The 14,361-nt window shown below is 59.4% G+C and carries 13 protein-coding genes; 4 read left to right on the top strand and 9 right to left on the bottom strand.

What is annotated here, in order from left to right:
• Positions 1-51 precede the first annotated feature (51 nt).
• On the top strand, positions 52-2,253 hold the full coding sequence (locus RAE19_RS10505) for an ABC transporter permease (protein WP_313874836.1): 2,202 nt from the start codon (positions 52-54) through the stop codon (positions 2,251-2,253).
• A 23-nt stretch (positions 2,254-2,276) separates the two neighbouring features.
• Positions 2,277-3,323: an ABC transporter ATP-binding protein gene (locus tag RAE19_RS10500; protein ID WP_313874835.1), complete on the top strand. Its 1,047-nt coding sequence runs from the start codon at positions 2,277-2,279 to the stop codon at positions 3,321-3,323.
• A 7-nt stretch (positions 3,324-3,330) separates the two neighbouring features.
• On the opposite strand, the gene RAE19_RS10495 is transcribed toward RAE19_RS10500, so the two are convergent.
• From RAE19_RS10495 to pyk, 4 genes are all read right to left on the bottom strand, one after another.
• The gene (locus tag RAE19_RS10495; protein ID WP_313874834.1) at positions 3,331-4,236 is read right to left on the bottom strand and encodes a phosphoribosylaminoimidazolesuccinocarboxamide synthase; all 906 of its coding nucleotides are present in this window, start codon (positions 4,234-4,236) and stop codon (positions 3,331-3,333) included.
• An 88-nt stretch (positions 4,237-4,324) separates the two neighbouring features.
• Positions 4,325-5,098 carry a hypothetical protein gene (locus RAE19_RS10490; protein WP_313874833.1) on the bottom strand — a complete coding sequence of 258 codons (774 nt, stop codon included), beginning with the start codon at positions 5,096-5,098 and terminating at the stop codon, positions 4,325-4,327.
• A 22-nt stretch (positions 5,099-5,120) separates the two neighbouring features.
• A complete protein-coding gene (fba, locus tag RAE19_RS10485) occupies positions 5,121-6,200 on the bottom strand; it encodes a class II fructose-bisphosphate aldolase (protein ID WP_313874832.1) in 1,080 nt (359 codons plus the stop codon).
• Positions 6,201-6,366: 166 nt separating this feature from the next.
• A complete protein-coding gene (gene pyk, locus RAE19_RS10480) occupies positions 6,367-7,800 on the bottom strand; it encodes a pyruvate kinase (RefSeq protein WP_313874831.1) in 1,434 nt (477 codons plus the stop codon).
• A 164-nt stretch (positions 7,801-7,964) separates the two neighbouring features.
• Between pyk and RAE19_RS10475 the strand changes: the two genes are divergently transcribed.
• On the top strand, positions 7,965-8,936 hold the full coding sequence (locus RAE19_RS10475; RefSeq protein ID WP_313874830.1) for a diguanylate cyclase domain-containing protein: 972 nt from the start codon (positions 7,965-7,967) through the stop codon (positions 8,934-8,936).
• Between the two features lie 100 nt (positions 8,937-9,036).
• Here RAE19_RS10475 and RAE19_RS10470 read toward each other — a convergent pair whose 3' ends face one another.
• From RAE19_RS10470 to def, 5 genes are all read right to left on the bottom strand, one after another.
• Positions 9,037-10,230, bottom strand: a complete 1,194-nt coding sequence (locus tag RAE19_RS10470) for a phosphoglycerate kinase (protein ID WP_313874829.1) — start codon at positions 10,228-10,230, stop codon at positions 9,037-9,039.
• A 120-nt stretch (positions 10,231-10,350) separates the two neighbouring features.
• Complete coding sequence (locus RAE19_RS10465; RefSeq protein ID WP_313874828.1) at positions 10,351-10,707, bottom strand: AzlD domain-containing protein; 357 nt, start codon at positions 10,705-10,707, stop codon at positions 10,351-10,353.
• The gene (locus tag RAE19_RS10460) at positions 10,704-11,444 is read right to left on the bottom strand and encodes an AzlC family ABC transporter permease (RefSeq protein WP_313874827.1); all 741 of its coding nucleotides are present in this window, start codon (positions 11,442-11,444) and stop codon (positions 10,704-10,706) included. Before RAE19_RS10460 ends, RAE19_RS10465 begins: the two co-directional genes overlap by 4 nt.
• A 14-nt stretch (positions 11,445-11,458) precedes the next feature.
• On the bottom strand, positions 11,459-12,472 hold the full coding sequence (fmt, locus tag RAE19_RS10455) for a methionyl-tRNA formyltransferase (RefSeq protein ID WP_313874826.1): 1,014 nt from the start codon (positions 12,470-12,472) through the stop codon (positions 11,459-11,461).
• Positions 12,473-12,982 (bottom strand): peptide deformylase, encoded by a 510-nt coding sequence (gene def / locus RAE19_RS10450; protein ID WP_313874825.1) that lies wholly within the window; start codon positions 12,980-12,982, stop codon positions 12,473-12,475. It abuts the gene before it with no gap.
• Positions 12,983-13,123: 141 nt separating this feature from the next.
• Between def and RAE19_RS10445 the strand changes: the two genes are divergently transcribed.
• Positions 13,124-14,341: a LysM peptidoglycan-binding domain-containing protein gene (locus tag RAE19_RS10445; RefSeq protein WP_313874824.1), complete on the top strand. Its 1,218-nt coding sequence runs from the start codon at positions 13,124-13,126 to the stop codon at positions 14,339-14,341.
• Positions 14,342-14,361 lie beyond the last annotated feature (20 nt).

Genomic DNA, 14,361 nt, shown 5'->3' with positions numbered 1-14,361 from the left:
GCCCGCCGCTGCGTTCTGCAGCAGGCTGGGCCCTGCCTCACGCTGGATGATATGAACACTTTTCACCCGTGGCGAACACGCCGCGTCATTGCCCTTTGGGCCGCTCTGGGCGCTGCGGCCTTTGTGCTGCTCCCTTGGTATTTTCTTCAACGCGGGGGCCTGTGGGAGGCCCTGCCCGGCCTTTGGGGTGCCGCTGCCAGTGCCAACGGCTGGACTCACATGACAAGTCATGCCCACCCTTGGCTAGGGATCGGCATCGTGGGACTGCTACTGTCAGCCTCCGCCATATTTGCCAGCACACCGCGCCACCAAGGTCTGTTGTTGTGCAGCGGCGCTGGCCTGGGTCTGGCAGGGCTGGTCATCAGCGGATTTGCCATCGGTATGGTGGGGTGGACTTGGGATTGGCTCACTGCATTGGCAGGCGCCACGGACTATACCCAGCCAGGCATGGGGTGGGGCGCCATGGTGTTGATAGTGAGCCTGCTGGCACTGCTCTCCATCGGCGTAGCACGTCTAGGAGGATTCAAGGGTGACGCATTCGTAGCAGGAGCCGTGTTGTGTTGTACCGCCTTGCTGGCGCTGTTTGTTGTGTACCCGGTTCTCAAGTCCTTGATAGGCAGCGTGCTCAACGACGAGGGACTTTTCTCCATGGGCGCCCTTTGGGACCGGATAGGCACTGCGCGCATCTGGGGGCTTGGATGCATCAGTGGCCAAGGCCGCTGCGGTGTGGCTTGGAACACACTGGGCCTCGCACTGCTCACCGCCATGGGGACCACGTTCCTGGGCACCTTAATCGCACTCTGGGCGGAGCGGGAAGCAAAAGCACTCGCCAAACCGCTCAACATTCTGGCCATGTTGCCCATCATCACTCCGCCGTTTGTGGTGGGCTTAGGGCTGATTCTGCTGTTCGGGCGTGCCGGACTATTCAATCAATTCCTAGAGTGGGCTTTTGGCATTGAGCCAACCCGCTGGTTTTATGGTTTTTTTGGTGTTTGGCTGGCGCAGTTGTTTGCCTTCACCCCTATCGCTTTCATGATCATGCGCGGTGTGGTGCAGGGCGTGAGCCCTTCCATGGAGGAAGCCTCCCAGACCCTACGCGCCAGTCGCATGCAGACTTTTTGGACAGTAACCTTGCCTTTGCTCAAGCCGGGCTTGGCCAATGCATTTCTGGTGGGATTCATCGAGAGCATGGCGGACTTCGGGAACCCGATCGTAGTCGGCGGGCAGTTCGCCGTGCTGTCGACAGAGATCTTCTTTGCCATTGTGGGAGCGTCCCTAGACCCGGGAATGGCCGCGGCCTTGTCGCTGATCCTGACGGTGTTTGCGCTTGCAGTCTTCTTCATCCAACGCAGGGTTCTTGGCAAAGGCAGTTTCACCACGGTTGCCGGCAAGGGCGATGCCGGTTTGCCCATGCCCCTCCCCGCAGGTATCCGCAAGCTATGCCTGGGTGTGGCAGGTCCCTGGCTGGTGTTCACACTGGTTGTGTACCTCTTTGCCTTCGCCGGTGGTTTCGTCCAGACGTGGGGGCGTGACTACACGCTCACTCTGAATCACTTCCGAACTGCCTTTGATGTGCAATGGGGAGAGTACGGTGTCGTCTGGGCTGGTACTGCCTGGAACTCGCTATTCACCACCGTGTCGTTGGCGGCTATGGCGGCACCTTTGTGCGCGGGCCTCGGCCTGCTGATTGCCTGGTTGCTGGCGCGCGCGGAATTCCGGGGCAAAGCGAGTTTCGAGTTCTCTGCACTCTTGACCTTTGCAGTTCCGGGTACGGTGCTTGGTGTCAGCTACATCTTGGCGTTCAACGTACCTCCGGTGGAGTTGACCGGTACCGGGCTGATCATCGTCTTGTGCTTTGTGTTTCGCAACCTGCCGGTAGGGGTACGTGCAGGGACTGCCGCCTTCAAGCAATTGGATCGCTCCCTGGACGAAGCGTCTCTGATGCTGCGCGCCAACACCCTCACTACCTTACGCCTGGTGGTATTGCCCCTCATCAAATCGGCGCTGGTAGCAGCACTGGTGTATTCGTTTGTACGCTCCATCACCACCGTGTCTGCCGTGATTTTTCTGGTTACGGCGCAGTACGAGCTGTCCACCACTTACATCATCGGCCGCGTCGGCAATGGTGACTACGGTGTGGCGTTGGCGTATTGCACGGTGCTAATCCTACTCATGTCCTGCAGCACCCTCTTGGTCCAAGCCCTAGTGGGTGAACGCAAACTCGGCCGCCGCAATACTGCGACAGCCCATTGAAATAATTACGGATGACGACTTCCATGAACAACACAGGCATTTCTTTCCGCCAAGTCTCCAAGCGCTACGGCGGCGCCCACAGCCCTTTGGTGGTCAACGCGATCGACTTTCATGTTCCTAAAGGAACGCTGACTACCATCCTCGGCCCGTCTGGCTGTGGCAAGACCACCACCCTTCGCATGATCGCGGGACTGGAGTCGCCCACCAGTGGGCAGATATTCATTGACGGTCGCGATGTCACCAACCTAGGACCCGCTGAGCGCAACGTGAGCATGGTCTTTCAGAGCTATGCCTTGTTCCCTCACATGTCGGTGCTAGAGAACGTGTCCTATGGGCTGAACGTGAGTGGCGTACCTAAGCCAGAGGTGAGTGAGCGCTCGCGTGCGGCGATGGCTATCGTAGGTTTGGAAGGGTACGAGAGTCGCTACCCAGCAGAACTATCAGGGGGGCAACAGCAACGCGTAGCCTTGGCTCGTGCACTAGTACTGGAACCGTCGGTACTCTTATTTGATGAGCCTCTGTCCAACCTGGACGCACGCTTGCGCCGATCGATGCGTGAAGAAATCAGGGCCCTGCAGCAGCGACTGAAACTAACAGTGGCCTATGTGACCCATGACCAGAGTGAAGCGCTAGCCGTCAGTGACCAGATCATTGTGATGAACGGAGGGCAAATAGCTCAGGCTGGAAGTCCGCGCGAACTTTACGAAAACCCTCACACTGAATTTGTTGCCGGCTTCATGGGCGAAGCGGTATTGCTCAATGGCCAGTGCTTAGTGAATGGCTCCGTGGAATTAGGCCCCTTGACGCTCTCAACACCTCGCCGCTTGAACGCAGGACCGGTGAAAGTGGCGATTCGCCCCGAAGCATGGTCCGTTCATCCCGGACACAGTGCAGGCCTGCAAGGCACCGTAAGCAAAGCGGCGTATCTCGGTAGCTTTCAGGAGTTAACTGTAGAGACCGTGCTGGGGCCTATCTTCGTCGTGGCCTCGGATGCGCAAGGCCATTGGTCCCCTCAGGACGATGTCACCTTGAACATCAGCCAGAGAGGCGTATCCATCGTCGCGGCTTGAGCGGCGATCAGGCCGTCAGACGCTGCAGAGCTTCGCGGTACTTATCGGCCGTCTTCTCGATCACTTCGCGGGGCACGCGAGGTGCGGGGGGCGTTTTGTCCCAGGGCTTGCCGTCCACCAAGGCCTGCTCCAACCAGTCGCGCACAAACTGCTTGTCGTAGCTGGGCGGGTTGGTACCGACTTGGTAACTTTCCACTGGCCAGTAGCGACTGGAGTCCGGTGTCAGCACTTCATCCATCAGGGTCAGGGTACCGTCTTTGTCCAAACCGAACTCGAACTTGGTGTCGGCAATGATGATGCCTTTGGTGAGCGCAAACTCGGCTGCCACTTTGTAAATCTGGATACTGATGTCGCGGATTTGGGTCGCCAGATCGAGACCGATCATCTCGACAGTTTTTTCGAACGTGATGTTCTCATCATGGTCACCGACCGCTGCCTTCGCGGCAGGGGTGTAAATCGGCTCCGGCAGCTTGCTGGCATTTTGCAAACCAGCCGGCAAGGGCACGCCGCAGACTGCGCTGTTCTGCTGGTACTCTTTCCAACCGCTGCCCGCGAGATAGCCGCGCACGACGGCTTCGACCGGTAGGGGCTTGAGGCGCTTCACCAACATCGAGCGCCCGGTCACTTGGGCCACCTCTGCGGCAGTCACCACGCTCTCGGGGGCGTCACCCGTCAAATGGTTGGGGCACACATCGGCGCCGTTTTTACCCAGCTTCTCGAACCAGAACAGCGCCATCTGCGTCAGCAGCGCGCCTTTGCCCGGAATCGGCTCACCCATGATCACGTCAAACGCGCTCAAACGGTCGCTGGCCACCATGAGGATACGGTCGTCGCCCACCGCATAGTTGTCGCGCACCTTGCCGCGGGCAAGCAATGGAAGGGACAGGGCGGAGGTGTGCAAAGCTGAAGTCATGGCGTCCAACAAATTAAAAAGGCTTCGCCCCGGAATGAAAGGCGAAGCCTTGGATTATCGCAAGTTCAAATATTGGATAGAGCGGTACTCATCGACGAAAGGGAAAGAAGTCACTTTTCCGCCCAACGCCACCACGCTTTGTCTCAGAGATAGATGCCAGATTGCGATCCCGGAAGACCAAACCGTAAGCACTGGGCTCCCACGCCCCGGCTTTCTTGAATTCGTAGGTGTAGTACAGCGTGCCTCCATCGTGCTGCCCCATACCTAACCAGTAAGTGGCCGCGCTCGCAGCTCCGGATGAATAAGCATAGGCGACCTTCACAGTCCCGGATTGGGCCAATTTGAGGGCGATCTGTTTGTACCAATCGTCCTGCACATCAGGGGACACACCGACTGGATTGACCGTATCCAACAACGCATCGGCTGCAAGAATCACATGCCGCGCTTCGCTGCGGCGTAGACATGCTGACGAGGTTCCACGGACCATAAACTGGTTGGCAGAACTCGCATGCCCGAGCACCGTTGTAGTCCCGGCTGCCAAGGGCAACTTGCCAGCCAACTGCTGAATGCTCTTGCTCGTAATGTGGAGAGTGGGGACGCATTTGAGCGCCTCTTCGGCAAGGTTACTCGACGTAACTTCCACTACCGGCAAGTGACTTTCTATGCGCAGCCCTTCAAGCGGCACGTAGTCAGCCGGCGACGCAAATTGGCGAGGCTGGGTCGTTTCACACCCTGCCAAAAGCAGAAATGAAAAAAACCACATTCCTAGAAATCTGCGCTGCATCATGCTCCCCTGCGTTCTTGAAAAGAGCACCAAGTCTAACCCTGCGACCCCATGAAAAATGGCCGCATCAGCGGCCATTCAACTAGCTTGGAAACTCCACTCAAGCGGGAGCCATGTCCTGCACCACTTGAGACAACTCGCCACGCGCGTACTGGCCAGCCACCACTTGCAGGCTGTGGCCTTTGATGCTGGCCGCCCGACCTTCGCAGCCGAACTCGATGTAACGCTGTTTGCAAAGCTGTTTGGCAGCTTCACGGGCGGGCTTGAGCCACTCGCGGGCATCGAACTTTTCAGGGTTCTCGAACATGAACTTGCGCACGGCAGCCGTCATGGCCATGCGAATGTCGGTGTCGATGTTGACTTTGCGCACGCCGAAAGGAATAGCACGCTGCACCTCTTCTACTGGCACGCCCCAGGTCTGGGCCATCTTGCCGCCGTATTGGTTGATGGCGGCCAGCAACTCTTGGGGCACTGCACTGGAGCCGTGCATCACCAAATGGGTGTTGGGAATGCGGGCGTGGATTTCCTTGATGCGCTCAATCGCCAAGATGTCGCCCGTGGGCTGGCGGGTGAATTTGTAAGCACCATGGCTGGTGCCGATAGCAATGGCCAAAGCGTCCAGCTGGGTGCGTTTGACAAATTCAGCGGCTTCTTCAGGGTCTGTCAGAAGCTGCTCACGGGTCATGACAGCGTCCGTGCCGTGGCCGTCTTCCTTGTCCCCCTTCATGGTTTCCAGGGAGCCGAGGCAGCCCAACTCGCCTTCCACTGTCACACCCAACTTGTGAGCCATGTCCACCACCTTGCGGGTGACTTCGACGTTGTATTCAAAGCTGGCGATGGTTTTACCGTCGGCTTCCAAAGAGCCGTCCATCATCACCGAGCTGAAGCCCAGGTCGATCGCGCCTTGGCATACCGCAGGGCTTTGGCCATGGTCTTGGTGCATCACAACGGGAATGGTGGGGTAGCTCTCTACAGCCGCCTGGATCAGGTGCTTGAGAAAGTGCTCGCCGGCATATTTGCGGGCGCCGGCGCTAGCCTGCATGATCACGGGGGCGCCGGTTTCCTTGGCGGCCTCCATGATGGCCTGGACTTGCTCCAGATTGTTGACGTTAAACGCTGGAATCGCATAGTTGTGCGTTGCCGCGTGGTCCAGAAGCTCGCGCATCGAAACGAGTGCCATTTTTCTATCCCCAGGAAGTTAAAAATCCGTCAACGGCCCGACTTGGTAACCGCTTGGTAACTTTTACCGTTGCCGGATTCTACTCGCCAAGGGTTAACCCCCGCCACTTCGACTTGGCGGCATAAAAAAGGGAGCCTCAGCTCCCTTTTTCCTCTGCAGCTGCCGCTTAGCTAACCGCGCAAATCTTCAACATGTTGGTGCCGCCCGGCGCGCCCATCGGCTCGCCGCAAGTGATGGCGTAGATGTCGCCCTTTTGCACAATTCCGCGGGTCTTGAGGTGCTTTTCAGCATCCATCAACGCGGTATCGCGGTCAGCGCTGGTGCCCATCAACAATGGACGCACGTTGCGGTACAGCGTCATCTTGCGCTGGGTGCTGACCTTGGGGGTCAAAGCGTAAATCGGCACATGGATCAGGTGGCGACTCATCCACAGGGCGGTACTGCCGCTGTCGGTCATGGCCACGATGGCTTTGGCACCCAGGTGGTGAGCAGTGAACAGCGCACCCATGGCGATGGACTGGTCGATACGGGTGAAGGTCTTGCCGGTGAAGTCTGCATCCAGCTTGACCATTTCGCTGCTCTCGGCTGCCAAGCAAATCTTGGCCATTTCGATCACGGTTTCCAGCGGAAACTTGCCGGCTGCGGTTTCAGCAGACAACATCACAGCGTCGGTGCCGTCCAGCACGGCGTTGGCCACGTCGCTCACTTCCGCGCGGGTAGGCACGGGGTTGGTGATCATGGATTCCATCATCTGGGTGGCAGTGATCACCACTTTGTCGTGCTCGCGGGCCATCTTGATCATGCGCTTTTGCAGTGCGGGGACTGCAGCGTTACCCACCTCCACGGCCAAGTCACCACGGGCCACCATGATGCCGTCCGATGCGAGCAGAATTTCTTCGAGCTTGGGAATGGCTTCAGCGCGCTCGATCTTGGCGATCAAACCGGGCTTGTGGTTGTACTCAGCGGCGGCCACGTTGCAGAGCTGGCGTGCCATTTCCATGTCGGTGGCGTTTTTCGGGAAACTCACGGCCACGTAGTCCGCCTGGAAGCTCATCGCAGTGCGGATGTCTTCCATGTCTTTACCGGTCAAGGCAGGCGCAGTCAAGCCGCCGCCTTGTTTGTTGATGCCCTTGTTATTGGACAGCTCGCCGCCCAGCTTGACGGTAGTGTGCACCTTGTCGCCGACCACAGAGTCCACCACGATCACGATCAAACCGTCATTGAGCAAGAGCACGTCGCCGGCTTTGACTTCGCTGGGCAGTGATTTGTAATCGAGGCCCACGGCGTCGATATCGCCCAGCTCGGTGCGGCCTGCATCCAGCACAAATTTCTGGCCTTGCTCCAGAAACACCTTGCCTTCGGCAAATTTGCCGACGCGAATTTTGGGGCCTTGCAGGTCGGCCATGATGGCCACTTCACGCCCTGCACGCTGCGCCGCTTCGCGCACCAGACGGGCGCGATCGATATGGTCTTGCGCCTTGCCGTGGCTGAAATTCAGCCGGACCACGTTCACACCGGCCCGGATCATCTGCTCCAGAATGGCGGCATCGCTGGAGGCGGGTCCGAGGGTGGCAACAATTTTGGTGGCGCGGCGCGGCATATGTCTGTCTCCTAGAGGTAGTTACCTATTTTTACACGCTTGTATGTACCTTGGTTACATGCAAGGGACAAGATCGCGCAGTGGCGGGTATCTACGGGGGCTGGCGAGTTACGGGTCATGGTGGAATTACCAGCTTTTCCGCTTATTAGTTCATCGCCCGCACCATGAATGCCGCTGCCTCACACACTGCCGCCTTGCTGGACAGCACCCACGGCAAGCCCAAGCTTCTGGTGGTCGATGACCAGCCCGTACACCTGCAGTTGCTGATGCACACACTTTCTGCGGATTACCAGGTCTATATGGCGACCAGCGGTGAGCAGGCCTTGGCGCTGTGCCGCAGCGACCCGCCCGACCTGGTGCTGCTGGATGTGTTGATGCCGGGCATGGATGGCTTCACCGTGTGTAAAGCCCTGAAAGCCGACCCGCAGACGGCTGCGCTCCCCATCATTTTTGTGACCGCCCGCTCAGACCCCGGCCAGGAAACCCACGGCCTGAGCTTGGGCGCAGTGGACTTTATTGCCAAGCCGATCAACCCGGCAGTGGTCAAGGCCCGGGTGCACACCCAGCTCACACTCAAGTTCCAGGCAGACATGCTGAAGAAACTGGTACTGCTCGACGGCTTGTCAGGGGTGTTCAATCGCCGCTATTTTGATCAACAGCTCGCCTCGGAGTGGGCGCGCTCGACCCGCAGCGGCCGATCACTCTCCTTGATTCTGGTGGACGTGGACCACTTCGAGGCCTACAACACCCGCTACGGGCATCAAGCCGGCGATGACTGTTTGCGCACGATTGCGTTAGCGCTCAAAGAGGTATTGCGCCGCCCGGCCGACGTAGTAGCCCGTTTTGCGGGAGAAGAATTCGCCTGCCTCTTGCCAGACACCTCGCCAGCACACGCGCGCAAGCTTGCGAACCATATGGAGCAACGTGTGCGCGAGCTCGTGGGGCTCAAGCCGGATCAGTCCGCAGGGCGACAGGTCACGATCAGCCTGGGACTGGTGACCCGCTTGCAGGCCGCGCCTGTGACTTGGGAAGCGTTTTTGCAGGCCGCCAGCGAGCAACTCCAACACGCCAAAAAAGCGGGGACCGGGCAGATCCGTGCCCTGCAGCTCGACGGCGCAACCCAGCCGGCAACCTGAGCGCGAACACGCCCATAAAAAAAGGCACTGCCAGCTGAATGCCGGAAGTGCCCTTAGCGCACATAGAGCGTGCGCCCCTAGCTATTAAAATAATAGCAAATCAACCCGCTGCGCGCTTGCCCAAAATCTCGAATGCCGGCAGGGTTTTGCCTTCCAGCACTTCGAGGAACGCACCGCCACCGGTAGAGATGTAACCCACTTGTTTTTCGATGCCGTATTTGGCAATTGCTGCCAGCGTGTCGCCACCGCCGGCAATGCTGAAGGCACTACTCTCCGCAATGGCGTGGGCAATCACCTTGGTGCCGTTCTCAAAAGCTGGGAATTCAAACACACCCACCGGGCCGTTCCACACAATGGTGCCGGCCTTCTTGAGTTGCTCTGCCAACGCCTGGGCCGTCTGCGGGCCGATATCCAGAATCAGGTCGTCATCCGCCACGTCGGTCGCCGCCTTGATGGTGGCAGGCGCATCAGCCGCAAAGGTTTTGGCAGTGACCACGTCCGTCGGGATAGGCACTGCGGCACCGCGCGCTTTCATGGCCTCGATCACTGCTGTGGCCTCTGCCAACAAATCGGGCTCAGCCAAGCTCTTGCCGATTTTCAAGCCGGCCGCCAGCATGAAGGTATTCGCAATACCGCCGCCCACAATCAACTGATCCACGTTGTCGGCCAAGCTCTTCAAAATGGTGAGCTTGGTGGACACTTTGGAACCGGCCACGATGGCCACCAGCGGGCGCTTGGGCGCCAGCAGGGCTTTGCTGATTGCATCCATTTCCGCGGCCAGCAAGGGGCCTGCACACGCCACCGGCGCGAATTGGGCGATACCGTAAGTAGAAGCTTCCGCGCGGTGGGCTGTACCAAACGCGTCGTGCACAAAGATGTCGCACAGAGCGGCCATTTTCTTGGCGAGTTCTTCGTTGTTCTTTTTCTCACCTTTGTTGACGCGGCAGTTTTCCAGCATCACCAGCTGACCGGGCGCAACCGTCACGCCGTCGGTCCAATTGGCCAACACCAGAATCTCGCGGCCCATCAGCTCGCCCATGCGCTTGGCCACAGGCGCCAAAGAGTCTTCGGGCTTGAACTCGCCCTCAGTGGGGCGCCCCAAGTGGCTGGTCACCATCACGGCGGCTCCGGCATTCAGCGCCATCTCGATGCACGGAATGCTGGCGCGGATGCGGGTGTCTTCGGTGATGTGACCGGCATCGTCTTGAGGCACATTCAAATCGGCACGGATGAAAACACGTTTGCCGGCCACCTGGCCTTGGGCGACCAGATCAGAAAAGCGGATCACTTGCATGAAAAAACCTCGGGATAGTTAATTGAAAAACCGGTTCGGCAGCCGCGCAGCGCTGTCGCTGCGCGCATTGTAGAAGCGCACTACCGGTGTGCGGGTTCCCTACCCGGTACGGTGCAGCGCTTACCAGCCCCAGCCGATATGCAGTGGCAGATACACCGCCATGCCGGACATGATGGTGCCCAGCACGGCCTGCCCCCGACCACGCCGCCAGAAAAAATACGCCAAACCCGCGGCGACCGCATACAGGCGCGCGTCTTTGAGCGTGTGAATTATCTGGCCCTGAACCATCACGATCTCCGGCACGATAACGGCTGCCAATGCGGCGATGGGCGCATATTGCAAGCCGCGCTGCGCCCATGTCGGCATCTCCCAGTGCCTGTCGAAGATGAAAAAGAAAGACCGCGCAACCACGGTCACGCAGGCCAGCCCGACGATGGTCAGCAGGGTCCACACATCGGTGCTTTCAAAGAGACTCATCCCGCAGCCTCCTCCGGCTTAAGGGGTGCGAGCCGTGACTCCAGCAACAGGCAAACCGCCACCGCAGCAGCAATCGCCACCAGAATATTGAGTTTGAGGGGCAAAGCGAAAGCCGCCACCGCAGCCGAACCGGCAACGCCGGCCGACACCCAACGCATGCGGCTGCTGGCCAACGAGGCCAACATGCCGACCAGTGCCAAGATGCCCGCAAACCCCAAGCCCCACGCCGTGGGAACAAAATTAGCCAGCACCACCCCGACCACGCTGCTGCTCACCCAGCTGGCCCAATTGATACCGCCGTTGCCCGCGAGATACGCCATTTGGGCGCGCCGGGCTGCCTCCCCCTCGCCAGGCGTCGGGTAGCGCTGGGTGAACAGCACATAGGTCAAATCGGCAGACAAGTAGCCGGTGACGAGTCGTTGCCAACGCGGCAGGTGCATCAGGTACGGCCGCAAATGCGCACTGAACACTACGAAACGCAAATTCACACAGAAGCCGGTCGCCAAAATCACCCAGACCGGCGCACCGGCTTGAATGAGCGGCATGGCCGCGAGTTGCGAGCTGCCGGCAAACACGGTGAGCGCCATCAACAAGGCTTCGCTGACGCTCAATCCAGACTTCACCATGGCCACGCCCGTCATCAGGCCCCACGCGGCAATGCCGGGTGCCACACCGGCCATGTCGCGAAAGCCTTTGCGAAACTCAGGGTGGCGGTAGTTTTCCCGCAGAAAAAACATGGATAAGCCAGCCCTTACAGCGGTGGCACATCGAAGCGCTGGCCGACCTGCAAGGGCATGCCGCGCAAAAAGTCAGCCACCGGAAGGCGCTTGCCCCCGGGGCGCTGCAACTCCGTCAACAGCACTACAGAATTCATAGCAGCCACCGCAATACCCTCGGGCGCTACAGCGACAATTTGCCCAGAAGGCGCCGCTGTTTCCGTCGCATGGGCTTGCGCAGCCCAAACCTTGATCACCTCACCCTCCAACACGGTGCTCGCACCGGGAAATGGGTTGAAGGCCCGAATGCGCCGCACGATGGCAGCAGCGTCGTCGGCCCACCGGATAGGCGCTTCGTCTTTGTCGATTTTGTGGGCGTAAGTCACACCTTCAGCAGGCTGAACCACTGGCTGCAAAACGCCCTGCGCAACATCGGCCAAGGCTTGCACCACCATGCGCGCGCCTAGCGTGGCGACCTTGTCGTGCAAGGTCGAGGTGGTGTCGCTATCGGCAATCGGGAGCGATTCTTTGAGCAACATGTCGCCGGTGTCCAAGCCCACATCCATTTGCATGATGGTGACGCCTGTTTGGCTATCGCCGGACTCGATCGCCCGGTGGATAGGCGCAGCCCCTCGCCAACGCGGGAGCAAGGAGCCGTGGATATTCAGGCAGCCATAGCGGGGCCGTCCATCGGCATGGGGGGCGGCCATGTCGTCAAGCACCCACTGGGGCAATATCAGCCCATAGGCAGCCACCACCATGACATCCGCTTGCGCGTCGGCAATCGCCGTGCGGGCCAAACCGGCATCGTCCGGATACTTACCGTCCAAGCGCAAGCTGCGTGGTTGGACTACAGGGATTTGGTGTTCCACCGCATATTGCTTGACCGCCGAGGCCTGCAACTTCATGCCCCGACCCGCAGGCCGGTCAGGCTGGCTCAACACCAGCGCGATGGTGTGGCCGGCCGTATGGAGCTCTGCCAAAGCGAGCCGGGCGAATTCAGGGGTGCCTGCAAATATGACCCGAAGCGGCGTGAACGCTGCCGGCACTTAGCGCGCTTCCTCGCGCTTGGCCTTGAGCATCTTGGTTTTGATCCGGTTGCGCTTGAGCGGCGACAGATACTCTACGAACACTTTGCCCATCAGGTGATCCATTTCGTGCTGGATGCAAACTGCCAGCAAACCGTCTGCTTCGATCACCCGGCTTTTGCCGTCCGCGTCCAAGGCCTTGCAGTGGACCGCGTTAAACCGCGTCACGCCATCGTAAATACCCGGCACGGAGAGGCAGCCCTCTTCATTCAGGTGGGTTTCCGGGCTGGTCCAGACCAATTCGGGGTTGATCAACACCATGGGTTGGTCGCGGTCTTCCGACACATCAATCACGATGACACGTTCATGGACATCGATCTGGCTGGCAGCCAGGCCGATGCCACTGGCGTCGTACATGGTTTCGAGCATGTCGCGGGTCAGTGCGCGGATGCGGTCATCGACGGCGCTTACGGGTTGGGCCACCGTGTGCAAACGGGGATCGGGAAAACAAAGGATGGGAAGTAGAGCCATGAATGCTGCCTTGGAGATGTGGGTATTTTCGCCACTTTTACGCTTGCTTGCATTACGGGCAGCCCAAAATCGTTGCTGAATCAAGGGCTTGAGCGCAAAATCGCGCGTAAATTATCAAGTTTAGACCCTGATTTGCACCCTATGACGACACACCTGATGGCGAAATCCCGCTTGGCCTTGGCCGCTGTAGCTGCTCTGGCTGGGGCGCTGACAAGCGCAAGCGTAGGGGCGCAAAGTTTCCCGATTACCAGCGAACAGCGCCAGACCGCCGCTGCAGTCGCGCAAAAGGGTGTTCCCTTGAGCGAATTGGCCGCCAACGCGCCGGATCGTTACACCATCAAAAGCGGCGACACGCTATGGGGCATCTCGACCCTCTTTTTGAAGAGCCCTTGGCGTTGGCCGGAGCTCTGGGGTATGAACCTTGAGGACATCAAGAACCCTCATCGCATCTACCCGGGCCAGATTTTGCTGCTGGAGCGGAACAACGGCGTTGCCACATTGAGGCTCGCCAATGCCGTCGGCACAGCGAACAGTGCACCGGACACTGTGCGGCTCAGCCCACGCACCCGCTCTGAGAATTTGCCCGACTTTGCGCTCCCCACACTCCGCACCAGTGTGATTGAGGCGTTTTTGGCAGAGCCGATGATCGTTGATGAGGCAGGCCTGGAGGGCGCAGCCCGTATTGTGGCGACGCAAGAAGAGCGGGTGCTGCTGGGACGTGGCGACCGGGCCTACGCCCGCGGCACCGAGACGCCCCTGCTGGACAACCAAAACAAGGAACAACTGTTCCGCGTGTTCCGCAATGCCAAGCCTCTCAAAGATCCCGGCACTGGCGAGGTGCTGGCGTATGAGGCGCAGTACGTCGGGAAGGCGGTCCTCGCGCGGAGTGAAAGCACGTCCGAGATCAACGGCTCCGATGGAAAGGTGCAGAGCGCGGTAGTACCAGCCACCATCGATATCGTGTCTGCCAAAGAAGAGATGCGGGTGGGTGATCGGCTGATTCCCGAACCACCCAAGCAGTTCGCCAGCTACACGCCGCGGGCCCCGGAAGCGCGCGTCAACGGCCGCATTGTGTCGGTCTATGGAAGCACGTCGATTGTGAACGCGTCCCAGAATCAAGTGGTTGCGATCAGCTTGGGCAAACGTGATGGCATTGAGTCCGGCCATGTGTTGGCCATCCAAAAGGATGGCGCGCGGGTGGTGGATCGATCCGACCCGTCCCGTCCTCTGATGAAGTTGCCCGATGAACGCAATGGCATCTTGATGGTGTTCAGTTCTTACGAACGGGTGTCGTATGCGCTGATTCTGGAGATCAGTGACTCCGTTCGGATCGGCGACCGCCTGATCAACCCCCGCTGATCCGCGGCAAGGCAGGGACT

Source organism: Rhodoferax potami, assembly GCF_032193805.1.
In the GTDB taxonomy this organism is placed as follows: domain Bacteria; phylum Pseudomonadota; class Gammaproteobacteria; order Burkholderiales; family Burkholderiaceae_C; genus Allorhodoferax; species Allorhodoferax potami_A.
The sequence above is the reverse complement of the archived record's forward strand: the minus strand, read 5'-3'. Positions and strand labels throughout refer to the sequence as shown.